Below are 23,976 nucleotides of genomic sequence, written 5' to 3' on the forward strand. Positions count from 1 at the left end.
TGGCAAGCCGTTGATGGCGGCACTGATGTTGTTCGGTGCCAGCGTGCTGGCCAACCCGGTGATGGCGGTGACCGCCGAAGAGCGGGGGCTGGAGATCTCGGTCGAAGCCAAAAACCGGGACCTGGGCTGGGGCGATATGAGTGCTCAGATGGAGATGATTCTGCGCAACAAGGAGGGCCAGATGAGTCACCGTCAGATCCGTCTGAAGTCGCTGGAGCAGGACAACGATGGCGATAAGAGTCTGACCATCTTCGATCAGCCGCTGGACGTTAAAGGCACCGCGTTCCTGAGCTTCTCCCATATCAACAAGGCCGACGACCAGTGGCTTTACCTGCCGGCGCTGAAGCGGGTTAAGCGGATCTCTTCACGGAATAAATCCGGTCCCTTTATGGGATCCGAGTTTGCGTTTGAAGACCTGACCTCGTTCGAAGTGGAGAAGTACAGCTACAAATACCTGCGCGACGAACCCTTCGACGGCCAGGACAGCTTTGTGGTCGAGCAGTACCCCACCGACAAATACTCCGGCTACACCCGCCGGGTGGTATGGCTCGACAAAGAGCACTACCGGGTCTTGAAGGTCGATTTCTACGATCGCAAAGACAGCCTGCTGAAGACGCTGGAGTTCAAGGAGTACAAGCAGTATCTGGATCAATACTGGCGTGCGGACCGATCGCTGATGACCAATCACCAGACCGGTAAGAGTACCGAGCTGGTCTACAGCGACTATCAGTTCCAAGTTGGACTGAAAAAAAGCGACTTCAACAAGAACAGCTTGAAGCGGGCCCGCTGATGCCGTCATTGAAATCAATCGGTTGGAGTCTGGGGCTGCTGCTCGGCGGATTGGCGCCCTTAGGTCAGCAGGCTCAGGCGGTCGAGCCCCAGATCAGCGGCAAGGTTGGCTACGAGCTGCGCTGGTTTACCGATGATCCGTTGTATACCGACCAGTCCGGTCGCACCAGCCAATCGCTGATGTTCGAGCCGGAGATCTACTGGCAGTGGAATAATGGTGACGACAGTCTGGTGTTCAAACCCTTCATCCGCGCCGATCAGCACGATAGCGAACGCTCACACGCTGATATTCGCGAACTGCTCTGGACCCATGTGGCCGACGATTATGAACTGCGAGTGGGTGTCGGCAAGGTGTTCTGGGGGGTGACCGAATTCCAGCACCTGGTCGATGTGGTCAACCAGACCGATGGGGTCGAAGATGTCGATGGTGAGGACAAGCTGGGCCAGACCATGGTGGCGCTGTCGCTGGTACGGGACTGGGGTGTGCTCGACCTGATGCTGTTGCCCGGTTTTCGCGAGCGCAGCTTCGCCGGTGTCGATGGGCGTCTTCGTGGACCGCTGGTGGTCGATACCGACAAGGCCCGCTATGAATCGGGCGCCGAGAACCGGCATATCGATGCGGTGATCCGTTGGAGTCATACCCTCGGGGATTACGACGTCGGGGTCTATCTGTTCAAAGGGACCAACAGGGATCCGCTGCTGATCCAGCAGGGTTCGGTGCTGGTGCCTTTCTACGAGCAGATGACCCAGACCGGGGTTGATCTGCAGGCCACCCTGGGCGACTGGCTGTGGAAGTTCGAGGGGATCTACCGCGACAGTAACAGCGACCACTTCGGCGCTGTTCAGGCCGGTTTCGAATACACCTATATCGGTATCCTGGACTCGGCGGCCGATCTGGGCCTGCTGATGGAATACGGTTGGGACAGCCGCGGGACGGACAGTGCCGCCACGGCACCGGACGATCTATTCCTCGGCTCGCGTCTGACCCTGAACGATGCTCAGAGTACCGAGCTGTTGGCGGGGATCGGCCAGAGTCTGGACGGGCGGGGACACAGCCTGCTTCTCGAGGCCAGCCGACGTCTGGGCAATGCCTGGAAGCTGAGTATCGATGGTCGGGTGTTCTCCAGTTCGGAGCCGTCGGCACCGCTGTATGCGCTGCGAAGCGACGATATGGTGCAGATTACGCTGGAGCGTTATTTCTAACCGATACGACGGTTCTACCCTTTGACAGGATTGTGCAGCCGGCGGTGGACTCTCCCCCTTCTTGGTTTGCCGTTGAGTTGCACAACCTTTCTGGCACTTATTTTCTTAATCCCCCCCCCCCCCCGACTTAGTTTGTAAATCAACATCTATTGATTTTCAGTATCTTCTAAGCGATAGTCCGCTTTACATAAACGGATGTTTGGTAAATTGCAATGGATGCATATTTTCTAGAGAGATTTTTATCTCTGTGCGTAAAAATATCCTTCATTCGAAAAATTATAATTTTCTGAAGTTTTATACTTCAGTCTTTTAACTCTTCTCGGCTAAATAAATTAATCCAGTAATTACGATGGAGCGTGATTGATGTGGTTTTCTTTTGGCATTATTAGCTTGGTTTCTTTTTCTATTTTCTTTACGTATAAGAAAATTAATGCTTCATGGAAGGGAGAGAGTCATAAAATTAAAGATACGCCGTATAAATTTAAGATGCTGCGATCAAAATATAGAAATACAGGAGTCCTGATAGGAATCGATGCAAACAAGCGGTTTGATTATATATTTAAACGTGAGGGATGGGTGGATAGGTTATGCAAGTCGATTGGTTTGATAGTTGAGTATCAAGTAGGTAATAAAGAGTTTGATGACTTAGTTTTTATAGCTTCGGACAGTACTAGCCTTCATGATCAAATGTCGAAAAATGATGAGCTTATATCTGCAGTTTTAAATATATTTTCTGCGGTCAATGGCTACACATTTTTCGTGGACCAAATAAGGCATAATTCCGGTTCTCTATGGGTAAAACTAGGCAGCCATAGTGAGTTTGATCAACAAGATGTAAAGAAACTATCGCTTGAGCTTGTACCATTACTTCGGAAACTATCAGGACAGATAGATTTGATACCGGGCAAAGCTAAACCATTATGGAAAACCCCGCATCTGTATAAGCCGGCCATCCTTCTTGGCATCAGTACAGCATTAGCAATAAACGGCTATATTCAACTACAGCTACTTAGATTTTCTGATCGAGAATTTATAGTAGACGGGCCCTTGCTAACTGATCATACAATTATAGTTGGAGTGGGAGTATTACTATTATTACTTGCCATGACTTTTATTTTGTTAGGTCGCAGCGCTAAGACGCATTTGGTCTTATTTGAAGTGTTGCTCTTGGGAGGAATTGGTAGTCTTATGACTGTCCATGCTGAGCTGAGACATATTAATTTAGAATATGACAGATCACAACCGATAGCTTATGAAGTATCAATCTTAGAAAAGAAGAAGGTTAGCACTAGGAGGCGTACCAGCTATTACCTTTATACTGAAGACTGGACCAACGACAGTATAAAGCGAAAGATTCATGTTCCTTATCGTACATACAGCGAAGCTTCTATTAATGATAGGCTTATTCTATGCCAAAAAGAAGGAGCTCTCGGTTATCGCTGGCTTAGTGAAATTGTAGTCTTTAAAGATAAAAATAATACAGCATTTGCCATGCAGCCCCTTTGTGCGTTTTTTAAAGATACAGAAGAGCTGGAAGTACTTAAAAACCTAGATGAAAAGAGTATACAATCTCTACAACTTCTATATCAAAAAGCGGAGTATCAAAAAAGGATTAATAAAGAAAACTGAATCATGAATTATAGGTTTCGCTAGCCCAAGCTGAGTTAAATTTACAGTTTGGGTTAGATCTTCTCTATGTTTTCTTCTTGCAAGTAGCCGGCTCATTTTTGTATTGAGCAAGCCGGTCTTTGTAGTAGTAGTTGCAATACCTTGGCCCTCCATCCAATACCACCTTCCCTTCAGGTAGATGTTTCCGGGTTGAGCCATTGCATTATCAGGGTTTCATTTCACGTCCCAATCGCTCGATCAACCGATCAAGTTTCTGCTCCAGCAGCTGGTTGTGGGCCAGGATTTCGGCGTTCTGGTGCCGAAGTTCACGGTTCTTGATGCTGGTGTCGGCAAAGCCCAGCACCCGATCGGCGATGATGGCGCCGATAAAACCGACCAGTCCGACGCCGATGTAGAACATCACCGCCACTACCGTACGCCCGCCCAGCGAGACCGGATAGAAATCGCCGAAGCCGATGGTGCTGGCGCTCATCTGCAGGGTCCAGAAGGCGTCGCCGAAGCTGGTGATATTGGCGCCGGGAGCGGCCCGTTCGAACATCAACAGTAGGCCCGACAGCAGGGCGATGATCAGATACAGCAGCCCGACGCTAATCAGGGTTAGAAAGCCGGTGCGGTAATTGCGCACGCCGTAGTGATCAACCTTGTAGATGGCGTTCTTCATAGTCCCTCCTCGATTTGATCTTGTCTGAGTCTAACCGACGGAAAGAGTTCAGACCGGATTAGGGCTTTACAGATGGGGTTTAATATATATGCTTATGCGTATATTTAGATATCCATAGGTAAACATGATGGATGAGCCCTGCGCGATCTTCAAATGCCTGGCCGATCCGACCCGGTTGCGGACGCTGTTGTTGATTCGGGCCGAAGGCGAGCTCTGTGTCTGCGAGCTGGGTGCGGCGCTGGAACTGTCGCAACCGAAAGTTTCCCGTCACCTGGCGCTGCTGCGCAATGCCAAGCTGCTGCTGGACAGTCGCCAGGGGCAGTGGATCTTCTACCGTCTCAATCCCGAGCTCAATGACTGGATCGAGCAGGTGTTGGCGGCAGTGGCGCCGGCCTGCGCTTGCCAGTTGGAGGCGGATCTGGCCAGTCTGCAGGCGATGGGCGATCGTCCTGAACGGCAGTCGATCTGCTGTTAAATTGGAGAATACAACATGGGACTTTTCGAGCGATTTTTATCGGTTTGGGTCGGGCTGTGCATCCTGGTGGGGGTGTCGGTGGGTAATACCTTTCCGCTGATTTTTGAACTGATCGCCAAGCTGGAGATTGCCCACGTCAATCTGGTGGTGGCGCTGTTTATCTGGGTGATGATCTACCCGATGATGCTGCAGATCGACTTTGCTGCGGTGCGCGACGTGGGCAAGCGTCCCAAGGGGTTGGTGCTGACACTGGTGGTCAACTGGCTGATCAAGCCATTCACGATGGCGGCGCTGGGCTGGCTGTTTTTCCGAGTGCTGTTTGCCGACTGGTTCGATGCCCAGACCGCCGGCGAATATATCGCCGGGATGATCCTGCTCGGCGTTGCACCCTGTACCGCGATGGTGTTTGTCTGGAGTCAGCTGACCAAGGGTGACCCCAACTACACCCTGGTGCAGGTGTCGATCAACGATCTGATTATGATCTTCGCGTTCGCACCGATCGCCGCTTTTCTGTTGGGCATCAGTGATGTCGAAGTACCCTGGCAGACGCTGGCACTGTCGACGGTGCTTTATGTGGTGGTGCCACTGCTGGCAGGGATTTTCAGTCGGCGGCGGCTGCTGAAGCGCGGCGGTGAGTCGGCGCTGTCCGGTTTTGTCGCCCAGCTTAAACCCTGGTCGGTGATCGGCCTGTTGGCCACCGTGGTACTGCTGTTCGGGTTCCAGGCCGACACCATCCTGACTCAGCCGCAAACTATACTGCTGATAGCGATCCCGCTGTTGATCCAGACCTACGCCATCTTCGCACTGGCCTATTTCTGGGCCAAACGCTGGCAACTGCCCCATCGGATCGCCGCACCGGCCTGCCTGATCGGCACATCCAACTTTTTTGAACTGGCCGTGGCGGTGGCAATCTCGCTGTTCGGACTGCATTCGGGCGCGGCCTTGGCGACGGTGGTCGGGGTGCTGGTCGAGGTGCCGGTGATGTTGTCGCTGGTGGCGTTCGTCAATCGCACCCGACACTGGTTCCCTGATTCTGGTCTGAACTCGGCAACCAACCAACAGGCGGCATCTGAGAGTGACAGCTTGGCCATTACGATTAAACAGGAGGCAACATCATGAGTATCAAGGTAGGTATCAACGGCTTAGGTCGGATGGGGCGACTGATTATTCGCAGCGCCTGGGACTGGCCGGAACTGGAATTTGTGCAGATCAACGACCCGGGCGGGGATGCGGCGACCATGGCGCACCTGCTTAACTTTGACTCGGTACACGGTACTTGGCGTCACGAGGCCGGCAGCGACGAACGTGGCCTGCTGATCGAGGGTCAATCGGTGGCGCTGAACCGCAATCGCGATATTCAATCGACCGACTGGTCCGGCTGCGACCTGGTAATCGAGGCCAGTGGTATGTACCGCAGCAGTGAGTTGCTGCAGGCTTATCTGGACCAGGGCGTGAAACGGGTGGTGGTGACCTGTCCGGTGAAAGAACCGAGTGTGCTGAATGTGGTGCTGGGGGTCAACGATCACCTCTACGATCCGGCCAAATACCCGATCGTCACCGCCGCGTCCTGCACCACCAACTGCCTGGCGCCGATGGTTAAGGTGGTTCACGAGGCCTTGGGGATCCGCCATGGTGCGTTTACCACCATCCACGATATCACCAACACCCAGAGTATTCTGGATCAGCCCCATAAGGATCTGCGTCGCGCCCGGGCCTGCGGAATGTCGTTGATTCCGACGACCACCGGTTCGGCCACCGCGATCATGGAGATCTATCCGGAGCTGAAAGGGCGCCTGGATGGTCACGCGGTTCGGGTCCCGCTGGCGAACGCGTCGATCACCGATGCCCAGTTTGAGGTCGACAAGCCGACCACTGCCGAAGAGATCAATGGGCTGTTCAAGCAGGCTGCCGAAGGCGAGCTGGCGGGTATTTTCGGCTATGAAGAGCGCCCGCTGGTGTCGATCGACTACCGCAGCGACCCCCGTTCCGGGGTCCTCGATGCCGACTTTACCCGGGTCGTTAACGGCACTCTGGTGAAACTGTACGCTTGGTACGATAACGAAATGGGTTATGCCAACCGCTCTGCAGAACTGGCCCGTAAGCTGGCGGAGATGGGTCTGTAAGGATGTCGGACAGCAGTAACCGCATCGATAGCGCCGAAACTCGGGATACCGAAGCACTGGATAAAAGGCTGTTGCGCCAGTACCTGCTGGTTACCGGAAACTATTGGGGTTTTACCCTGACCGACGGTGCCCTGCGGATGCTGGTGGTGCTGCATTTCCACCAGCTGGGTTACTCGCCGCTGGCGATTGCGATGCTGTTCCTGTTCTACGAGTTCTTCGGCGTGGTCACCAACCTGGTCGGCGGCTGGCTGGGTGCTCGGATCGGCCTGAACCGCACCATGAACATCGGTCTGGCGCTGCAGGTGGTGGCACTGCTGATGCTGGCGGTGCCGTCGGACTGGCTCAGCGTGGCCTATGTGATGGCGGCTCAGGCGCTGTCGGGGATCGCCAAAGATCTGAATAAGATGAGCGCCAAGAGCAGCATCAAGCTGCTGGCGGGTTCTGGCGAAGGTAGTGGCGGCGACAGCCGCTTGTATCGCTGGGTGGCGTTGCTGACCGGTTCGAAGAACACCCTCAAAGGGGTCGGCTTCTTCCTCGGGGGGGCGCTGCTGGCCTGGCTTGGGTTCCAGTCGGCGATGTTGGCGATGGCGTCGGTGCTGGCACTGGTGCTGCTCGGTTCGCTGATTTTGCTCAAGCGGGACCTGGGCAAGGCCAAGAACAAGGCCAAGTTCAGCGATATCTTCTCCAAGAGTCCGGCGGTCAACAATCTGTCGGCCGCCCGGTTGTTCCTGTTTGGTGCCCGGGACGTCTGGTTTGTGGTGGCGTTGCCGGTGTTTCTGGCGGCGCAGTTGGGTTGGGAACACACCCGGGTCGGGGCTTTTCTGGCGCTATGGGTGATCGGCTATGGGGTGGTGCAGGCCTTTGCACCACGTTTGACCGGCCGCCGCCGTGGTCATGTTCCAGACGGCCGTGATGCCTGCGTCTGGGCGCTGGCCTTGGCAGCCTTACCGGCGCTGATTGCGGTTGGTCTGGGGGCCGACTGGTTGGATATTTCGACCCTGCTGGTTGTCGGCTTGCTGCTGTTCGGTCTGCTGTTTGCGGTCAACTCGTCACTGCACAGTTTTCTGATCGTCAGCTATGCCGATGAGGACGGTGTATCGCTGGATGTCGGCTTCTACTACATGGCCAATGCGATGGGGCGCCTGTTGGGCACGGTGCTGTCGGGTTGGCTGTTCCAGGCCTATGGGCTGGAAGTGTGTTTGTGGGTTTCCAGTGGCTTTGTGCTGCTGGCTGCCGTGATCTCGCTGGCGTTGCCGAAACACCGGCCGTCGGTGGCGGAAATAGGGTAGACTGTCGCGGTTTTATTGTTAGCCCCTGGCGACTAAGCCGTCCAGCCAGTTATCGGAGTCCGCTATGCCTTATCTGCCCGCGATCGAGATCGAACCCGCCCAACCCGCGACTGCCGCGGTCATCTGGTTGCATGGGCTGGGCGCCGATGGCAATGACTTCGCCCCGATCGTGCCGGAGCTGCGGCTGCCCGAATCGCTGGCGGTGCGCTTTATCTTCCCCCACGCACCTTCGATCCCGGTCACGATCAACAACGGCTGGGTGATGCCGGCTTGGTACGACATTCTGGAGATGACCCTGGATCGCCGCATCGACGAGACTCAGCTGCGCGCTTCGGCGGCCGAGATCCGCAAGTTGATCGAGCGTGAGATTGAGCGCGGCATCGATAGCCGCCGGATCCTGCTGGCTGGCTTTTCCCAGGGTGGGGCGGTTGCCTATGAAACGGCCCTGAGCTTCGACAAGCCCCTGGGAGGGTTGCTGGCGATGTCGACCTACTACGCCACCGCCGACTCGATCGAGCTAAATGAGGCCAACCGTCAGCTACCGGTGCTGGTGCAGCACGGCACTCTGGACCCGGTGGTGCCGGAGTCGTTGGGGCAGAAAGCCCTGCAGCGATTGCAGGCCGATGAGTTCGAGGTCAGTTACCAAAGTTATCCGATGGAACATGCGGTCTGCCCGCCGCAGATCGAGGCGATCGCCGACTGGATTCGAACGCGGTTGGATTGAACTTCGCCTTCGATTCTTAATCTGAGCTGACAGGATCTTACAACTACGATATAGCGATGACACTGAACCGGACAAAACTGATGGCTTTCTCCTTACTGGCGCTGATGCTGCTGGTCTGGGGTTCCCATCAGTTCAGTCAGACGATCAGGCTTCACTCGCTGACGGTGGTGTCGTCAGCTGACTCAACCGAGATCCATACGGACCATCAGCACCAAACGGCTCAAAGTCATGCTAGCTTGGGTATTGAGCATCGCCACCCGCCGGGTACTCCCGACCATACCCATGAGAATGCCTCGGTGCCGCAACCGGTGATCTCACCCTATCAGCCTGTCCATGCCCGCCCGCTTGTCGTGCAAGCTGGACACCCCATTCCACCTCTGTTTCGATTCGAACGCCCTCCACGTTTCTTTAGCTAACTCTCTGTTTCTACAAATTATTTAGCTTAAGAAGGTTTTCTTCATGAAAATTAACGGCTGTTACGGGCCGGCTGCGCTGCTGCGCGCCAGTCCTATGCGCTCGATGTTGCTGGTGATACTACTGAGCCTGTCTAGCATCGATGTCGCCATAGCCCATGGTGTCACCGAGGGTGACAAGGGCTTTATTCAGGAGAGCAGTGGCATGATGCTGCTGCCTTTTATCTATCTGGGTGCCAAGCATATGGTGACAGGGTACGACCACCTGTTGTTTCTGCTCGGCGTAATTTTCTTCCTCTACCGGCTCAAGGATGTCGGTCTCTACGTGACGCTGTTCGCCGTGGGCCATTCGGTCACTCTGCTGTTCGGTGTGCTCCAGGGTATCGATATCAGTCCCTACCTGATCGATGCGGTGATCGGTTTCTCGGTGGTCTACAAGGCACTAGACAATCTGGGGGCCTATCGGCGCTGGCTTGGTTATCAGCCCGATACCCGAGCGGCGACGCTGCTGTTCGGGTTGATCCATGGCTTCGGCCTGGCAGCAAAAATCCAGGAGTTTGAGATCGCCGCCGATGGCCTGATCCCTAATCTGTTGGCTTTTAATGTCGGCGTGGAGATCGGCCAATTGCTGGCGTTGAGCATGATCCTGATCTTGATGGGGTACTGGCGTCGCACCCGCAGTTTCTGGCGTCATGCCTATGCCGCCAACGTTCTGATGATGTCACTGGGTTTTCTATTGATGGGTTACCAGCTGACCGGATACACACTGAGTTCTTAGAGGAATACACCATGTTTAATTCAGAATTGCCTTCTCAGGCCCAGCTGCCATCTTCGTTGCAGCTGTTACGTTCTACGTTGCTGGCTATGATCGCGGCCGCCGCTATATTGGTTACGGTCGTTCTACCGGCGGAATATGGCATCGATCCAACCGGCATCGGTTGGAAGTTGAATTTGACCCAGATGGGAATCATCAAGGTTCAATTAGCCGAAGAGGCTGCTGCCGACCGCGCCAAGCAAACGATCGATTCTGCCCCTCCTGCTGTACAGGCTCTGGCGGAGTCTCCTGCCGCACCTGTTACGGTGGCTCCTGCCACACCCGTTGCGGCGGCAATCGAGCCGTTGCCCATTACCGAACTACCGGAAAAAAAGCGAGATAGCCTGCGCTTGATCTTGGGTCCGGGTGAACCTGCGGAGATAAAGCTGGAGATGAAGCAGGGCGATACGGTGAAGTTTCGATGGAGTGCCAACGGCGGCTCCTTGAATTACAACACCCATGCCGACAGAACCAAAGGCTCATCACACACCTATGAAAAGGGTCGCTTTCAGCCCGGACAGCAAGGCAGTCTGACGGCGGTGTTTGATGGACAGCACGGCTGGTTCTGGCGTAACCGTACCGACAAAGCGGTGACTCTGACCCTCGAGGTTGAAGGTGACTTTCTGGCGATGAAGCGGGTCATCTAACCCTAACGGCTGCCTCTTATTCGCGAGGGGCAGCCGTTCTTTCCATATCAAACAGCATCTAATTTGTTCACTCCTATTTCACCTCTCTCTCCTTAAGCTGCTTGCCATTCGATGAGTAGAACCGGCCTAAGAGCCTGTCAGGAGAACAACATGACCGATACCAAAGAGCGGCTTTCCGCTGTCACCGTCAAACTGCACTGGATCATCGCGGTGGCGATGATCTTTCTAACCGCACTGGGCATCATCATGGAGGAGTTCGAACTGCATCAGCTGTTCGATCTGCATATCTCGCTGGGGGTGTTGCTGTTGCTGTTGGTCATTCCCCGACTGGTCTGGCGCTACCGCAACGGTTGGCCTGAGCCCGCTGGCAACTACACTCGATTTGAGCATCTGAGCGGCAAGCTGGTCCATTGGTTGCTGTTGCTGGCAACGCTGTTGATGCCGCTGTCGGGTATTCTGATGGCAATCGCGGTAGGTCATGGCCTGCATGTGTTCGGCTTGATGCTGTACCCGGAGTCGCTGGATCCGGCCAACCCCGGCGAAGTGATCATGCTGTCCGAGCCGCTGCAGCAGTTGGGCGAGGGGATTCATGAACTGGGGGCGGATGTTCTGCCGTTGGCGATCGGATTGCATATCGTTGGCGCCCTGAAGCATCATTTTGTCGATAAGGACGAAACCTTGCGCCGGATGCTAGGGTTGGCACCGCGTTGATCGATGACGGTTGCGCTACCAACACCGATACCGCAGCGGGGAGGAGCGATGAAGATCCTGATTGTTGAAGACAATGCCTCGCTGGCGGGCAACCTGGTCGATTACTGTGAGCTGTTGGGCCACCAGGTCGACTATGCCGGGTCCGGCAAGCAGTGTCTGAGCCTGCTGGAGCAGGATCAATTCGATGTGATCGTGCTCGATGTGATCGTGCTCGATGTGATGCTGCCGGGTATCGATGGCTATGAAACCTGCCGACGCTTGCGGGCCGAACTGCTCTGTCCAACCCCGGTGATCTTTTTGACCGCCAAGGTGGAGCTGACCCATAAACTGGAAGGCTTTCGTGCCGGCGGCGACGATTATCTGACCAAACCGTTCGATATCGAGGAGCTGTTCTGTCGGATCGAGGTGTTGGCATTGCGAGGCAGCCGTCGGGATCTGGGGCAACTGAAGTTTGGCGAGCTGTGCCTGGATACCGAACAGGGCTGCCTGACCCGGCAGGATCAGACCATCCGTTTGAATAAGATCCAAACCAAGATCCTTCAGTATTTGATCAGCCAGGCACCGTCGGTGGTTAGCCGTCACCAGCTGGAGAGTGAGATCTGGGGGGAGGAGCTGCCCGACAGCGATGCGCTCAAGACTCATATCTATCAGCTGCGTCGGATGATCGATAAACCCTTTGATCACCCCTGCCTGGAGACGGTTCACGGTCGAGGCTACCGGCTCCGAGGCACGGAGGGGCTATGAAACTGCTGAACTATTTCCACCATCGGGTGGCGGTTGTATTCGCGGCTTTCAGCTTGTTTCTCAGCGTCGCCTTTGGGATGTTTCTTTATGACAGTCTGTACGAGGTCGACGATCAGGTTCGACGGGCGTTGCTGTACAATTTTGAGCAGTCCTTTGTCGACCACTACCGCCAAACCGGTCAGTTCCTGTCCGGCGATGGCGCCTTTCAGATCAGGGTGCTGGTCAGCGGTCGTGATCCGATCGAAGCTCCCTATCGCGCCTTGGAACCCGGCTACCATGAATATTATCTCGACCAGGAGCATGTCATCAGTGGGGTTCTACCGCCACTTCCGGGGCAGGAGTCAGACGCTATCGAGGGTCCGCGCTATCTGTTGATCCACAATGACAGCGATTCCCACGCCATCAATCGGCATCAGGATGAGATTCTGCTGACTATCGAGTTGGCGGTGCTGGGGGTTTCATTACTGGGAATCCTGATTGGCCTGCTGCTGTCCCGTCAGCTCTCCCTGCCGGTACGCACCCTAAAAGCCCGGATCGATGCCACGGATCCGGACAACCCCTCGTTGGTGCCGCTGGCTCGTCAGGATGAGTTTGGCGATATAAGTCGCGCCTATGCCGATACCCTGGAGCGTGTGCGCCGCAGTCTGGATCGCGAACGCCGGTTCTCCGGCTATGCCAGTCACGAACTGCGAACCCCGGTGGCGGTGGTTAAATCGTCGCTGAATCTGTGGCACGCCTGCCGACGTAGTGAGGATGTCGAACGGGCTGAGGCGATTCGTACCAAGGTTATCGGCCGGATTTCAGACGCCAATCAGCAGATGGAGGAGGTGATCCAAACCTTCCTGCTGTTGTCTCGACAGCAGCTGGATTGGGATGAGGTCGAAGCGTTGGACCTCAGCGCGCTGTTGTCCGATCTGTTGGAGAAATACCAGGCGATCGATGGCTATGACCGTATCCGGGTTGAAACCCGGATTGAGCCGAGGGTGGTCCGACAGCTTAACCCCAAGGCGGTAACGTTGATCCTATCGACCTTGCTTCGAAACGGTTTTGGTTACGCCGCCGGTACCCTGAGCATCGCGTTGGATAAACATGGCTTGCAGCTCAGTAACGATATTGATCAGCTGCGGGTCGAGCAGAGTGAGCACTTTGGCTTCGGGCTGGAGATCGCCACCCAGCTGTGTGAACAGATCCGCTGGCGTTGTGATTGCCGACGATCAGAGCAGAATCGGTTTATTGCCCAAATCCGGTTTGACGATTCAACCCCTGGCGCTGGTGCTTAACCCGGTCGCAGAAGCAGCTGCAGCGCATCCAGCTGTGAACCTAAGTCATCGATGTCGAGTCCGCTGTAGCCAAATATCAGCCCCCGCTGTTCGGCCTTGCCGGCGTAGTAACTGGATAGGGCGGTCAGCATCATACCTTGCTGCTGTAACTGCTCGGCCAGTTGTTGGTCGTCAAAGGGCGGGTTCATCACAAACACCAGCTGCATGCCGGCCTGGTGATCCAATACTGTCCCGTAGCAACTGAACTCCGTTGATAGGCGGCCAATCAGGTACTGGCGCCGCTCGTTGTAGATCCGCCGCATCCGTCGTAGGTGACGGTAGAACTCACCGTTATCGATAAACTCAGCCAGCGGTCGCTGCGGCATCAGGCTGGCCTTGCTGCCAAACCGGCTCAGGGTCTGCAGGCAGGGCTCGATCAGTTTATCCGGAACCACCAGATAACCCAGTCGCAGGTTGGAGGAGAGAATCTTCGAGAAGCTGCCGATGTATAGGGTGCGGTGCGGATCGAATCCGGCCAGGGCCGGAATTGGTCGACCGGCAAAGCGGAATTCGCTGTCGTAATCATCTTCGATCAACCAGCCCCGATGGGCCTGAGCCCATTGGATAAAGCGGCTACGGCGCTCCGGTGACATGGTGCCTCCCATTGGATACTGGTGGGAGGGGGTTAGCACGGCGATCCGACTGCGATCCTGGGATTTAGGCAGCGTGGCACCCTGTGTGTCCAACGGCAGATAGCTTGGTGTCAGACCAAGGCTCTGCACGAACTGGCGCAGCGGCAGGTAACCGGGGTTTTCCAGCGCGATCGGATCACCCTGACGGCAGAGTGTTCGTAGGCAAAGCTCCAGCGCGTCGATGGCGCCAGCGGTGATGAAAATTTGGCTTGGGTTGGTCTGGATGCCCCGCCAGTCTGCCAGGTGGCGGGCGATGGCGGCTCGCAGTTCGGGGTTTCCCCGCGGATCGGTATTGATGGTCAGGCTTCGAGGATCCCGGCGGCAGATCTGGGCGACGGTACGGGCCCAGGGTTTGTGGGGGAACAGATCCATATCCGGTAGCGAGGCGCCGTAGGGGGGACGCGGTACGTTGAGGCTTTCGGCAGCTTCTGTATCGAGTGCTGCAGCGGTCTTAGATTTGTGCTGATTATCCTGATGGCTTGGCGGCAACAGCTCCACCCCGCCAGCGCCGGATAGGCTATACCCCGAGCCCGGTAAGCTGGTCAGGTACCCCTCGGCCACCAGCTGTTCGTAGGCATTGATCACGGTGGAGCGGGAGACTCCGAGTTCCACCGCCAGGCTGCGGGTCGGCGGCAGTCGGGTCTGCGGTGGCAGATCGCCGCGGATGGCCTGCTGGCGTAGCGCGTTACAGATCTGCTCGTACAGCGGGAGGTCGTTATCGCGGCTGATTTCAAATCCCAGCCAAGCCTTACTTTTCAAAATTGGTCTGCTTAAATTGTCTGTTTTTGGATATTAAGAATAGACCAAAGCTGGCGCACTATCAGTATCTCGAGCACAACGATCTGTTTGGAGATATGGCTATGTCGTTGCAAACCTCTCAGGAAGCGATCTATCCCCGTCCGCTGTCCGGCAGCGTGGTGAATAATCCACCTCCCGCGTTGCTACCGGCGCGTGCGCCGATAGTCGGTCGCTGGGTCACGCTGGAGCCCCAGGATGCCGAGCGTGATGCCGACGAACTCTTCGAGGCGGGTCACTGCACCCCGGAAGGCCTGGCGATCTGGGATTATCTGGCCTACGGCCCCTGGCCCTCCGTGGAGGCCTACAAGCAAACCTTGAAGGCGCAAGCCGCCAGCTTTGATCCGATCTTCTACAGTATCCGCTGCCATGCAACCGGAAAGCGTTGTGGTCAGATCACGCTGATGGATCTGAATGCGATCAATGGTGTCGCCGAGATTGGCAACATCTGGTTTGGACCGGAGCTGCAACGGACGCGGGGCGCCACCGAAGCCTTGTTTCTGGCGATGGATTATCCGATGTCGCAATTGGGCTATCGGCGGATGCAGTGGCGCTGCAATGCGTTGAACCAACGCTCCCGGTCAGCGGCCCGGCGGCTGGGGTTCCGGTTTGAAGGCATCTTCTACAACCACCTTATCTTTAAAGGCAAGAACCGGGATACGGCCTGGTACTCGATTCTCGATAACGAGTGGCCGGTGGTCAGGGAGCTGATCGATTATTGGTTGGCGGATGATAATTTTGACGAGCAGGGACAGGCGATCGAATCGCTCAGTGCATTGATGCAGCAGCGTGATGGGGATGCCTGGGAGCGCCATCAAACAGGAGATGAGCGATGAGTAGTGAGCAATGGTGTAGTCAGCAACGGATCAACGATCTCAAGCAGCCGATCGGTCCTGCCCTGGACAACTGGAGCCCAAGACCCCGTCCACCCAGAACCACGATGAGTGGGCGCTACTGCCGGGTCGAACCGTTGCAGCCACAGCATGCCGGGGCACTGTTCGAGGCATTCGGTGCGGATAGCGACGGCCGTAACTGGACCTATATGCCCTACGGCCCCTTTGAAGACTTCGACAGTTTTGAGCGGTGGCTGCAGCAGCAATGTCAGGGTGAGGACCCGTTGTTCTACTGCATCATCGATAACGCTACCGATCAGCCGGTGGGAATGGCCAGTTACCTGCGTATCGAGCCTGCCGTCGGTGTGATTGAAGTGGGGCATATCCATTTTTCCCCTCGGCTACAGCGCACCGCACTGGCAACCGAGACGATGTATTTGATGATGCGGCGGGTATTCGACGAGCTGGGTTACCGTCGTTACGAGTGGAAGTGCGACAGCCTCAATGAACCATCTCGCCAGGCGGCGAAGCGGCTCGGTTTTCAGTTCGAAGGGGTGTTCCGTCAGGCCACAATCTACAAGGGGCGCAATCGTGATACCGCCTGGTTCTCGATTTTGGATTCGGAATGGCCGCGTCTGAAGTCAGCGTTCGAGCAATGGTTGGCACCACAGAACTTCGACGCTAACGGTGAGCAGCAACAACGCCTGCAGGCATTCTTGGATTGAGGAGAGCGAGATGACTATCAACGTATCAGCATTGCATCCCGATGATCGTCAGAGCTGGGAGGCACTTTATCAGGGCTATGCCGATTTCTACCGGATGCCGATGGAATCACAGACGCTGGATCTCGTGTGGCAGTGGATCTTTGATCCGACCAGCCGTTTTTTCGCGCTGATCGCCAAAGATGAGCAGGGTCGGGGCGTTGGTCTGATGCATTACCGCGAGATGCCGTCGCCCATCCGGGGAGCGATGGTGGGATTTCTGGATGATCTCTATATCGAGCCATCCTGCCGAGGCCAAGGGGTGGTCGAGCGGTTGTTCGAACGCCTGAATCAGGAAGCACAGGTACAGGGGTGGCCCTTCGTGCGTTGGATCACCGCCGAGGATAACTATCGGGGCCGGGCGGTCTACGACCGTGTTGCAGCTAAGACACCCTGGTTGACCTACCAACTCAATATCGAGTGATGGTCGCTCTAGTTGGATGAGAATCAAACCGAGAGGGTGAAATGTTGGAGCCGATTCTGTTACTGGCCGGGATGTCGATCTTGTTGATTGGCTCACCCGGACCGGCGGCCATGGCGCTGGCGGCTACCGGTGCTCAGCATTCCTGGAAGCAGGGGTTGCCGCTGGTTGCGGGGCTGATCTGCGGAGCGCAGTTGACCGGATTGTTAACCAGTGCCGGGGTGTTGGCGTTGCTCAACCGTTGGCCTGAGGCACGCCTGACGATGCAAGCAGTCGGTGGGGCTTTCGTGTTGTTGATGGCGTTACGGATGCTGTCCAGCGGAAACAACCTGGCTGACAGACAGGAGGATGGTCAGATGAACCAAGCGACGTTCGGTTTTCGTTCGGGGATACTGATGAACATCCTCAATCCCAAAGCCTACGCCGTGTTTATGTTGCTGATCAGCAACTACCTGCCGCCGATGCCGAGTCTGTGGCAGTCGGTGCTCTTGCTCGAGGCGGTAGCATTGCTGGCCTCGCTGTTGGTAACGAGTGGGTGGCTGCTACTGGGTCTGTGGCTGGGACGATTGATCAGCAGCCCGGCTGGTCAGCAAAGACTGCGGGGATTGTTTGCTGGGTTGATGGTGGTCTTTGTGTTGCCGATGCTGCTTTCTATTCCTGACTGAGTGGCGCGCTTTAACTGAGCGCCCTGTTGGGAGCGATGCATTATCGTTGTCTAGGAATCTTACCCTTAATCGAGATAACTCATTTCCCATTATCCATCACCGGATTCTGATGTACCCATCACCGCAGGTATTTAATCCTGCTTACCGTTGGTACTTTGATTCCACCGAAACAGCGCTATGATGGCCGGTTTATCTTGTCGGAACTAGTCAGATGCGTGTTCTCAATACGGTTGAATCGCTGCAATCCGTGCTGCAATCGGCTCGCGAAAGCGGAAAGACGATTGGCTTTGTGCCCACTATGGGCAACCTTCACCAAGGTCACCTCAGCTTGGTCGAGAAGGCGGGCGATAGCTGTGATCTGGTGGTGGTCAGCATCTTTGTTAACCCGCTGCAGTTTGCCGCCGGGGAAGACCTGGATACCTATCCGAGAACGCTGGCCGAAGACAGGGCCAAACTGGAGCAGCAGGGTTGCGATATCCTGTTTGCCCCCACGGTGGCTGAGATGTATCCCGAGGGTCAACGGATCGAGACTCAGGTCGATCTGCCGACGCTATCGCAGATGCACTGTGGTATCACCCGGCCTCACTTCTTCAAAGGCGTGGCGACAGTGGTGGTCAAACTGCTCTGCATGGTGCTGCCGACCCGGGCCTTTTTCGGTGAGAAGGATCGCCAGCAACTGACGATTATTCGCCAGGTGGTGAAAGATCTGTCGTTGCCGGTTGTGATCGAAGGTGTGCCCACCATCCGGGAGCCATCCGGCTTGGCGATGAGTTCGCGAAACGGCTATCTGAGCGATGCCGGTAGAGAAAGGGCGGCTTACCTGTACCGGCTGCTTAGCGAGGTTCGAGAGCAGATCGAGCAGGGGGCGAGAGATTATCCGGCCTTGCAGCAACGGGCCAATCAGGCGTTGGCGGCCGAGGGGTTTGAGCCGGACTATTTTCATATCTGTCAGCAGCAGAGCCTGCAACCAGCCTCTGAAAGCGACCGCGAACTGGCGATTCTTGCTGCTGCCAAACTCGACGGCACCCGCTTGATCGACAATATCGCCTTTCGTATTTCACCCTTGGCCTAGTCGGCTGAGCCGGAAACAAAAAACGCGCCCGAAGGCGCGTTTTAGTTATCCGCTGTTGGCAATGCTGCGTAGCTGAAGCTTAGGAAGCAACGCAGCTGCGAACGTTGGAGTCGCCGGCGGCTGCCGGGGCGGCCTGACCGGCCTTCGGATCGACCACACGCACGGTGGCAACCTTGTTCTGGGTAAAGAAGTCGACCGCATCTTTGCCTTGAACCTTGTTGTTACCGACCAGCGAGCCCTTGATGCCGCCAAACGGCAGGTAGGGATGCGGCGCACAGATACCGACGTTAACACCGACCATGCCGACGTCGGCCTCGTTGATGAACTTCTCGGTGTAGTAGCTGTTCTGGGTGAAGATCACCGCACCGTTGCCCATCTCGTGGTTCTTGATCATCCGCAGTGCACCGTTGATGCAGCCAACCTTCATCACGCTCAGTACCGGGCCGAAGATCTCTTCGCGGGCGATCTGCATGCATGGGGTCACATCGGTGAACACGGTCGGGCCAACGAAGTAGCCGTCTTTGTTGGCAGCGCCGACATTGGGATTACGGCCGTCCAGCGCCAGGGTGGCGCCCTCTTTCTGGCCGATCTCGATGTAGTTCTCGATCCGCTGCTTGGCCTTGGCGGAGATCACCGGACCCATGAATACGTCAGGATTCATCGCATCGCCGACGGTGACGTCCTTGGAGGCTTCCAGCAGGCGCTCGACAAACTCGTCGTAGATCTCGGAAACCACCGCGATGTTGGACACCGCCAGGCAGCGTTGACCGGCAGAACCATAGCCGGACATCAGGATGTTCTCGATCATCAGATCCATCGGCGCATCTTCCATCGCCACCAGGAAGTTCTTGGCGCCACCCAGCAACATGGTCTTCTTGCCGCTGCGGCCACAGCCCTCGGCGATCGCCTTGGCGGTCGGAGTGGAACCCACCAGACAGACGCCGGCGACATTGTCATCGTCGTACCAGGCTTCAACGGACTCACGATCGCCGTGAACGATGTTGACGACACCATCCGGCAGACCGATATCAACCAGCAGCTGCATCATCTTCTGCATAAACAGCGGGGATTCGGTGGACGGCTTGTAAACGAAGGTGTTGCCGGTGCCGATCGCAAACGGAATAAACCAGCCGAACACCAGGGCCGGGAAGTTGAACGGCGCCACGCCGCAGAATACTCCCAGCGGCGCCTTGATCAGGCGGCCGTTGATGTTGTTGGCGATACCCTGAACGGTCTCACCCTGGATCAGGGCCGGAATGGTGCAGGCCATCTGCAGGATCTCGATCACACGACCCACTTCACCACGGGCTTCGGCGATATGCTTGGCCTGGTCCAGCGCGATCGCTTCGGCCAGCATCTCCAGGTTGTCTTTCATCGCCTGCTGCATCTTGAAGATGTAGTCCATCCGCTTCGGCAGCGGGGTGGCGCTCCACTCGGGGAAGGCCTCGGCCGCGGCGGCAACGGCGGCACGGGAGGTCTCAACCGAAGACAGCGGTACTTCACCGATCACGGCGCCGGTGGATGGGTTTTTCAGCGGTTCGTACTGGCCGTTGGTTTCGTCCAGCCACTGACCATTGATGTGATTTTTGATTTTGATGTAAGAGCTCATGGGTTGGGTCCTGTTTGGTTCTTGTTAGTAACAATTAATCGGGTTGTTGGTGGTTTCCTTTGGTGGTTTCCGGTTGGTGGATCACGCGGGGATGTTTACCGTGGGATCACTATAGGGTCGCCAGTAGGCAAGGCCTTAGACCCACGGCGGTTGGTTTTTTAGTTCCAGCTTTTCGGCTTTAAAAAGGCGAACTTGGGCGCAAATAGGCGCTATTTGTCCGCATGTTTATAGTTTGAGGAAGAAAAAGGCCCCTGTTGCCAGGGGCGAAAAGGCCGCCGCCCTGTATCCTTAGCGACCTTGATCTATTGCGCTTAGTAGCCCATCAGCAACTTCGGCAGGAACAGCGACAGTTCGGGGATAAAGGTCACCACGAACACCATCGGTAGATGGCCGAAGCAGAGGAACTTGAGGGTCGGTTTGAGGTAGCGGTCCAGCGACAACTTACTGACCCCGCCGGCCATATAGAGCATCGGTGCGCAGGGCGGTGAGACGTTACCCAGTCCCAGGTTGACACCCACCACAGCAGCGAAGTGGATCGGATCGATCCCCAGCTGGGTAATGATCGGCAGGAAGATGATCGCCGCCAGCACGCTACCGGAGATGTCGTCGACGATCATGCCGATCAACAGCAGCAGCAGGTTGATCAACAGCAGCAGCACGTACTTGTTATCGGAGATCTGCAGCAGCGCCTGGGCCATATCCCGCGGCACCTGCTCCAGGATCATCGCCCGGCTCATGATGAACAGGAAGAACAGCACTGCCATGATCGAGCCGGTCATGGTCACCGCTCGCACCGTGACGCTGCCCAGGCTGCGCAGCGACATGCCTTTGTAGATGAACAGTCCGACCGGAATCGCATAGGCCACCGCAATCGCCGCCGCTTCGGTGGGGGTGGCGATACCGCTGTAGATGGCACCGAGAATGATCAGCGGCATCAGCAGTGCGAAGGCGGCGTTGTAGCCGGTGGTCGCGACCTCTTTGGCGGCTTTCTTGAACGGCAGCGGCTCGTCAACGGTGATGGTGGTGTTGTCGCGCAGGAACCAGATGTTCAGCAGGCAGTACAGAATGGTCAGCAGGATGCCCGGAATGATGGTCGACAGGAATGCCGCACCCACCGACAGGCCGCCGGTGATCGAGAATACGATCATCGGGATACTTGGTGGAATCAGCAGCGCCAACACCGACGAGCAGGCAACCAGCGCGGTGGCGTGGCCTTCCGGGTAACCCTCGCGGATCATCCGCGGAATCATGATCTGGCCAACCGCCGCGATGGCCGCCGACGAGCTGCCGGAGATGGCGCCGAACATGGCGCAGGTCAGTACCGTTACCGCACCCAGACCGCCCTTGATCCGGCCAACGATGGCGTTGACGAAGTTCAGCAGCCGCTCGGAGATACCACCTTCGGCCATCAACAGTCCGGCGAAGATAAACAGCGGCAGCGCTAGCAGGGCGAAACCACTGGCGGTTTTAAAGCCGTGTGGAATCAGGAATGAGATATCGTTACCGGTGGTGAAGGCGAACATCACCGCGCCGATGCCGAACGCAAAGGCGACCGGGATTTCGATCAGAATCAGGACGATTACGACCAGCATTGAGATAAGAAACAGCGTCATCGCTTAGGCCTCCTGACTATCAAGTTGGGACTGAGGTTGAGATTGCGCTGACGGCGTTTCCTTGCCTTCAGGCTGCGCTTTGTTATCACGCAGGTGACGGAATTCGTTGACTGCTTCGAGCAGGAAGTAGCCGACCATCATCGCGAAGCCGACGATCATGCTGGCGCTCCAGATGCCTCGCGGCCAACGCAGGTTGATACTGACTCGGCCTTTGTCGATCTCCTTGAGGGCGTATTTGCAGGCGAAGTAACCGAACAGGCAGGCCGCCAGCATGCAGATGATGGTGCCGACGAAGCGGATAACCGCGACCTTGTAGGGGCTTTTCACCACCAGGCTGACGATACCGCCGTGGATATGCTCGCGTTGGCGGGTGGCATAGCCCATGCCGAGGAAGTAGACCCAGACTGCCAGCAGAATCGAGGCTTCCTCGATGCCGGTAAACGGCGACTCCAGCACGTAGCGCATGATCACCTGGGAGAAGGTCAGTGCTGCCAAGCCTAGGGCCGCCAGCACCATCATGGCGCGAAAAGTCCAGTCGAGAACTCGCTCAAAGCGGATCAGGAAGCCATCCATCGCGTTCTCAGCGTGATCTGGAATCGCATGGAGGTGAGGTGGAATCGGGTGTGAGCTGATCTCCGGATCGTAGTCGTAGATCTTGGTCTTGCCCACGGAGTTTGCAGCAGAGGTTTTGTTGTTCATGGCGCTGATCCTATTGCTGACCCTGAGGATGTTCAGGGAAGGCGGGTTCGCCGCCTTGGGTTGTCGCTGGGACAGCCCTTCGGCGGCGAGCGTTACCGCGCTAGCGCGGTGGAAGGAGCAAGAATCAGTTGATGCCGGCGATATCGCGCATCTTAGCCATGATTTCAGCGCCAACGATGCCTTCCATGTACGGCCACTCGCTGGCGTACAGAATCTCTTTGGCTTTGTTCATGTCGGCCGGGCTCAGCTCGACCACTTTAACGCCGGATTCGCGAACCTTGTTCAGGAAGCCTTCGTCGATCGCCTGGGCTTCATCCCAGACCTTGGCCATGGTGGTGTCGGCAGCGGCGATCAGCTTGTTGCGGTCGGCTTCCGGCAGGTCTTCCAGCCAGCTCTTGTTGACGACCCAGAAGGCGTGCTCGAAGTAATCCTTGGTCAGGATGTAGCTCTCGAGAACGTCGCGCATCTGCCAGATCTCAACCGCAGGAGCGGTACCACGGGCGTCGATGGTGCCCAGTTGCAGCGCGGTGTACAGCTCGGAGAACGGCATCGGAACCGGGGTGAAGCCGAAGCTCTTGTAACGCTCGATACCGATCGGAATAGCCGGTACCCGCATCTTGATGTTCTGACCGTCCTGCGGGAAGCTGGTCGGTACGTGCTCAACGCCCTTACGCATTGCGATGGAGCCGAAGCCGGTCGGGATTACACCCAGAACCACCAGGTCCAGATCGCCCAGGATCTTGTTGTAGATGTCGGTCATCTTGCCGTTGGGGCCGTAAACCTCGCGGGCCTGTTTCCAGTCTTCGACCACGTAGCTCAGCCAGGACAGGTCTAGACGCGGATCGTATTCGGAGGCACCGAAGCTCATGGTCATCGGCACGACGCCGTCCATGCTCTGCTCGAAGATGGACGCCCAGTCACCCAGGGATCCACCGGGCTGGTAGTTAACTTCGATATCGGCACCGCTGTTCTTCAGCTCGTCCATGAAGGTGGTGGACGTCATGTGGAAGATATGGTCCGCCGGGTAAGCGTGGCCCAGCATCAGCTCTTCGGCGGCCTGGGTGGTTTGGGCGGCGGGCAGGGTCAGTGCAGCGGACAGTACACAGGTGGACAGAATGGATTTAGCGCGTGTTGTTATTGTCATAGTAACCTCGGCTCGTTGTTATTGTTTTGCTCAGGTCCGGTCTCTGGGGACCGGTGATAAAATCCTGGCGTTCCTAGCTACGCGGTGGCGACCTTGAGTGCCGGTGCGCTGAGCTGGAGATATCGAATATAAAATTGGTGATTCCGTAACCAATAGACCCAACGTCGACCGAAAATATGGTTCCAACTGGA

General features: G+C 56.5%; 25 protein-coding genes. 19 read left to right on the forward strand and 6 right to left on the reverse strand.

Annotated elements, in window-relative coordinates; genetic code table 11:
- Window positions 1-13: 13 nt before the first annotated feature.
- The 3 genes from DV711_RS15645 (at window position 14) to DV711_RS15655 (ending at window position 3,621) form a co-directional block, all read left to right on the forward strand.
- On the forward strand, window positions 14-790 hold the full coding sequence (locus DV711_RS15645) for an outer membrane lipoprotein-sorting protein (protein ID WP_114696804.1): 777 nt from the start codon (window positions 14-16) through the stop codon (window positions 788-790).
- Window positions 790-1,992 carry a hypothetical protein gene (locus DV711_RS15650; protein WP_243633846.1) on the forward strand — a complete coding sequence of 401 codons (1,203 nt, stop codon included), beginning with the start codon at window positions 790-792 and terminating at the stop codon, window positions 1,990-1,992. Before DV711_RS15645 ends, DV711_RS15650 begins: the two co-directional genes overlap by 1 nt.
- Window positions 1,993-2,355: 363 nt before the next feature.
- Entirely contained in the window at window positions 2,356-3,621 is a 1,266-nt protein-coding gene (locus tag DV711_RS15655) for a hypothetical protein (protein ID WP_114696651.1), read from the forward strand.
- Window positions 3,622-3,826: 205 nt separating this feature from the next.
- Here DV711_RS15655 and DV711_RS15660 read toward each other — a convergent pair whose 3' ends face one another.
- Complete coding sequence (locus tag DV711_RS15660; protein ID WP_114696652.1) at window positions 3,827-4,282, reverse strand: potassium channel family protein; 456 nt, start codon at window positions 4,280-4,282, stop codon at window positions 3,827-3,829.
- 127 nt (window positions 4,283-4,409) lie between these two features.
- Here DV711_RS15660 and DV711_RS15665 point away from each other — a divergent pair, with 127 nt between their 5' ends.
- From DV711_RS15665 to DV711_RS15715, 11 genes are all read left to right on the forward strand, one after another.
- Window positions 4,410-4,757: an ArsR/SmtB family transcription factor gene (locus DV711_RS15665; RefSeq protein ID WP_207802657.1), complete on the forward strand. Its 348-nt coding sequence runs from the start codon at window positions 4,410-4,412 to the stop codon at window positions 4,755-4,757.
- 15 nt (window positions 4,758-4,772) lie between these two features.
- Window positions 4,773-5,876 carry an ACR3 family arsenite efflux transporter gene (arsB, locus tag DV711_RS15670; RefSeq protein ID WP_114696654.1) on the forward strand — a complete coding sequence of 368 codons (1,104 nt, stop codon included), beginning with the start codon at window positions 4,773-4,775 and terminating at the stop codon, window positions 5,874-5,876.
- A complete protein-coding gene (locus DV711_RS15675) occupies window positions 5,873-6,880 on the forward strand; it encodes an ArsJ-associated glyceraldehyde-3-phosphate dehydrogenase (RefSeq protein ID WP_114696655.1) in 1,008 nt (335 codons plus the stop codon). Before arsB ends, DV711_RS15675 begins: the two co-directional genes overlap by 4 nt.
- Window positions 6,881-6,882: 2 nt before the next feature.
- The gene (arsJ, locus tag DV711_RS15680) at window positions 6,883-8,169 is read left to right on the forward strand and encodes an organoarsenical effux MFS transporter ArsJ (RefSeq protein WP_114696656.1); all 1,287 of its coding nucleotides are present in this window, start codon (window positions 6,883-6,885) and stop codon (window positions 8,167-8,169) included.
- Between the two features lie 64 nt (window positions 8,170-8,233).
- On the forward strand, window positions 8,234-8,893 hold the full coding sequence (locus DV711_RS15685) for an alpha/beta hydrolase (protein WP_114696657.1): 660 nt from the start codon (window positions 8,234-8,236) through the stop codon (window positions 8,891-8,893).
- Between the two features lie 80 nt (window positions 8,894-8,973).
- The gene (locus DV711_RS15690) at window positions 8,974-9,309 is read left to right on the forward strand and encodes a hypothetical protein (RefSeq protein ID WP_133297471.1); all 336 of its coding nucleotides are present in this window, start codon (window positions 8,974-8,976) and stop codon (window positions 9,307-9,309) included.
- Window positions 9,310-9,352: 43 nt separating this feature from the next.
- On the forward strand, window positions 9,353-10,084 hold the full coding sequence (locus tag DV711_RS15695) for a HupE/UreJ family protein (RefSeq protein WP_114696659.1): 732 nt from the start codon (window positions 9,353-9,355) through the stop codon (window positions 10,082-10,084).
- 11 nt (window positions 10,085-10,095) lie between these two features.
- Complete coding sequence (locus DV711_RS15700; protein WP_114696660.1) at window positions 10,096-10,767, forward strand: transmembrane anchor protein; 672 nt, start codon at window positions 10,096-10,098, stop codon at window positions 10,765-10,767.
- Window positions 10,768-10,917: 150 nt separating this feature from the next.
- Entirely contained in the window at window positions 10,918-11,478 is a 561-nt protein-coding gene (locus DV711_RS15705; RefSeq protein WP_114696661.1) for a cytochrome b, read from the forward strand.
- 48 nt (window positions 11,479-11,526) lie between these two features.
- On the forward strand, window positions 11,527-12,222 hold the full coding sequence (locus tag DV711_RS15710; RefSeq protein WP_114696662.1) for a response regulator transcription factor: 696 nt from the start codon (window positions 11,527-11,529) through the stop codon (window positions 12,220-12,222).
- Entirely contained in the window at window positions 12,219-13,502 is a 1,284-nt protein-coding gene (locus tag DV711_RS15715; protein WP_114696663.1) for a sensor histidine kinase, read from the forward strand. The genes DV711_RS15710 and DV711_RS15715 overlap by 4 nt, the downstream gene beginning before the upstream one ends.
- Here the strand turns inward: DV711_RS15715 and pdxR are convergent.
- The gene (gene pdxR / locus DV711_RS15720; RefSeq protein ID WP_114696664.1) at window positions 13,499-14,932 is read right to left on the reverse strand and encodes a MocR-like pyridoxine biosynthesis transcription factor PdxR; all 1,434 of its coding nucleotides are present in this window, start codon (window positions 14,930-14,932) and stop codon (window positions 13,499-13,501) included. The genes DV711_RS15715 and pdxR overlap by 4 nt on opposite strands.
- A 101-nt stretch (window positions 14,933-15,033) precedes the next feature.
- On the opposite strand from pdxR, the gene DV711_RS15725 reads away from it, so the two are divergent.
- From DV711_RS15725 to panC, 5 genes are all read left to right on the forward strand, one after another.
- Window positions 15,034-15,804, forward strand: coding sequence for a GNAT family N-acetyltransferase (locus DV711_RS15725; RefSeq protein ID WP_165840136.1), 771 nt, complete (start codon window positions 15,034-15,036; stop codon window positions 15,802-15,804).
- The gene (locus DV711_RS15730) at window positions 15,801-16,526 is read left to right on the forward strand and encodes a GNAT family N-acetyltransferase (RefSeq protein WP_114696666.1); all 726 of its coding nucleotides are present in this window, start codon (window positions 15,801-15,803) and stop codon (window positions 16,524-16,526) included. The genes DV711_RS15725 and DV711_RS15730 overlap by 4 nt, the downstream gene beginning before the upstream one ends.
- Before the next feature lie 10 nt (window positions 16,527-16,536).
- Window positions 16,537-16,986, forward strand: coding sequence for a GNAT family N-acetyltransferase (locus DV711_RS15735; protein ID WP_114696667.1), 450 nt, complete (start codon window positions 16,537-16,539; stop codon window positions 16,984-16,986).
- 41 nt (window positions 16,987-17,027) lie between these two features.
- A complete protein-coding gene (locus DV711_RS15740; protein WP_114696668.1) occupies window positions 17,028-17,648 on the forward strand; it encodes a LysE family translocator in 621 nt (206 codons plus the stop codon).
- A 211-nt stretch (window positions 17,649-17,859) separates the two neighbouring features.
- Entirely contained in the window at window positions 17,860-18,720 is an 861-nt protein-coding gene (panC, locus tag DV711_RS15745; protein ID WP_114696669.1) for a pantoate--beta-alanine ligase, read from the forward strand.
- 79 nt (window positions 18,721-18,799) lie between these two features.
- Here the strand turns inward: panC and mmsA are convergent, their stop codons facing one another.
- The 4 genes from mmsA to dctP form a co-directional block, all read right to left on the reverse strand.
- On the reverse strand, window positions 18,800-20,329 hold the full coding sequence (gene mmsA, locus DV711_RS15750) for a CoA-acylating methylmalonate-semialdehyde dehydrogenase (RefSeq protein ID WP_114696670.1): 1,530 nt from the start codon (window positions 20,327-20,329) through the stop codon (window positions 18,800-18,802).
- A 311-nt stretch (window positions 20,330-20,640) separates the two neighbouring features.
- On the reverse strand, window positions 20,641-21,942 hold the full coding sequence (locus DV711_RS15755; RefSeq protein ID WP_114696671.1) for a TRAP transporter large permease: 1,302 nt from the start codon (window positions 21,940-21,942) through the stop codon (window positions 20,641-20,643).
- A gap of 3 nt (window positions 21,943-21,945) precedes the next feature.
- Window positions 21,946-22,641, reverse strand: coding sequence for a TRAP transporter small permease (locus DV711_RS15760; protein WP_114696672.1), 696 nt, complete (start codon window positions 22,639-22,641; stop codon window positions 21,946-21,948).
- A gap of 124 nt (window positions 22,642-22,765) precedes the next feature.
- Complete coding sequence (gene dctP / locus DV711_RS15765; RefSeq protein WP_114696673.1) at window positions 22,766-23,785, reverse strand: TRAP transporter substrate-binding protein DctP; 1,020 nt, start codon at window positions 23,783-23,785, stop codon at window positions 22,766-22,768.
- Window positions 23,786-23,976 lie beyond the last annotated feature (191 nt).

Origin of the sequence: Motiliproteus coralliicola (genome assembly GCF_003345655.1) — a bacterium.
GTDB classification, from domain to species: domain Bacteria; phylum Pseudomonadota; class Gammaproteobacteria; order Pseudomonadales; family Balneatricaceae; genus Motiliproteus; species Motiliproteus coralliicola.

Coding starts and splice junctions, on each gene's coding strand:
- DV711_RS15700 (WP_114696660.1), top strand. CDS start 10,096: ATGTTTAATTCAGAATTGCCTTCTCAGGCCCAGCTGCCATCTTCGTTG.
- DV711_RS15715 (WP_114696663.1), top strand. CDS start 12,219: ATGAAACTGCTGAACTATTTCCACCATCGGGTGGCGGTTGTATTCGCG.
- mmsA (WP_114696670.1), bottom strand. CDS start 20,329: ATGAGCTCTTACATCAAAATCAAAAATCACATCAATGGTCAGTGGCTG.
- DV711_RS15725 (WP_165840136.1), top strand. CDS start 15,034: ATGTCGTTGCAAACCTCTCAGGAAGCGATCTATCCCCGTCCGCTGTCC.
- DV711_RS15665 (WP_207802657.1), top strand. CDS start 4,410: ATGGATGAGCCCTGCGCGATCTTCAAATGCCTGGCCGATCCGACCCGG.
- dctP (WP_114696673.1), bottom strand. CDS start 23,785: ATGACAATAACAACACGCGCTAAATCCATTCTGTCCACCTGTGTACTG.
- DV711_RS15645 (WP_114696804.1), top strand. CDS start 14: ATGGCGGCACTGATGTTGTTCGGTGCCAGCGTGCTGGCCAACCCGGTG.
- DV711_RS15650 (WP_243633846.1), top strand. CDS start 790: ATGCCGTCATTGAAATCAATCGGTTGGAGTCTGGGGCTGCTGCTCGGC.
- DV711_RS15655 (WP_114696651.1), top strand. CDS start 2,356: ATGTGGTTTTCTTTTGGCATTATTAGCTTGGTTTCTTTTTCTATTTTC.
- DV711_RS15755 (WP_114696671.1), bottom strand. CDS start 21,942: ATGACGCTGTTTCTTATCTCAATGCTGGTCGTAATCGTCCTGATTCTG.
- DV711_RS15740 (WP_114696668.1), top strand. CDS start 17,028: ATGTTGGAGCCGATTCTGTTACTGGCCGGGATGTCGATCTTGTTGATT.
- arsJ (WP_114696656.1), top strand. CDS start 6,883: ATGTCGGACAGCAGTAACCGCATCGATAGCGCCGAAACTCGGGATACC.
- DV711_RS15675 (WP_114696655.1), top strand. CDS start 5,873: ATGAGTATCAAGGTAGGTATCAACGGCTTAGGTCGGATGGGGCGACTG.
- DV711_RS15735 (WP_114696667.1), top strand. CDS start 16,537: ATGACTATCAACGTATCAGCATTGCATCCCGATGATCGTCAGAGCTGG.
- DV711_RS15690 (WP_133297471.1), top strand. CDS start 8,974: ATGGCTTTCTCCTTACTGGCGCTGATGCTGCTGGTCTGGGGTTCCCAT.
- DV711_RS15730 (WP_114696666.1), top strand. CDS start 15,801: ATGAGTAGTGAGCAATGGTGTAGTCAGCAACGGATCAACGATCTCAAG.
- DV711_RS15760 (WP_114696672.1), bottom strand. CDS start 22,641: ATGAACAACAAAACCTCTGCTGCAAACTCCGTGGGCAAGACCAAGATC.
- arsB (WP_114696654.1), top strand. CDS start 4,773: ATGGGACTTTTCGAGCGATTTTTATCGGTTTGGGTCGGGCTGTGCATC.
- DV711_RS15685 (WP_114696657.1), top strand. CDS start 8,234: ATGCCTTATCTGCCCGCGATCGAGATCGAACCCGCCCAACCCGCGACT.
- DV711_RS15695 (WP_114696659.1), top strand. CDS start 9,353: ATGAAAATTAACGGCTGTTACGGGCCGGCTGCGCTGCTGCGCGCCAGT.
- panC (WP_114696669.1), top strand. CDS start 17,860: ATGCGTGTTCTCAATACGGTTGAATCGCTGCAATCCGTGCTGCAATCG.
- DV711_RS15660 (WP_114696652.1), bottom strand. CDS start 4,282: ATGAAGAACGCCATCTACAAGGTTGATCACTACGGCGTGCGCAATTAC.
- DV711_RS15705 (WP_114696661.1), top strand. CDS start 10,918: ATGACCGATACCAAAGAGCGGCTTTCCGCTGTCACCGTCAAACTGCAC.
- DV711_RS15710 (WP_114696662.1), top strand. CDS start 11,527: ATGAAGATCCTGATTGTTGAAGACAATGCCTCGCTGGCGGGCAACCTG.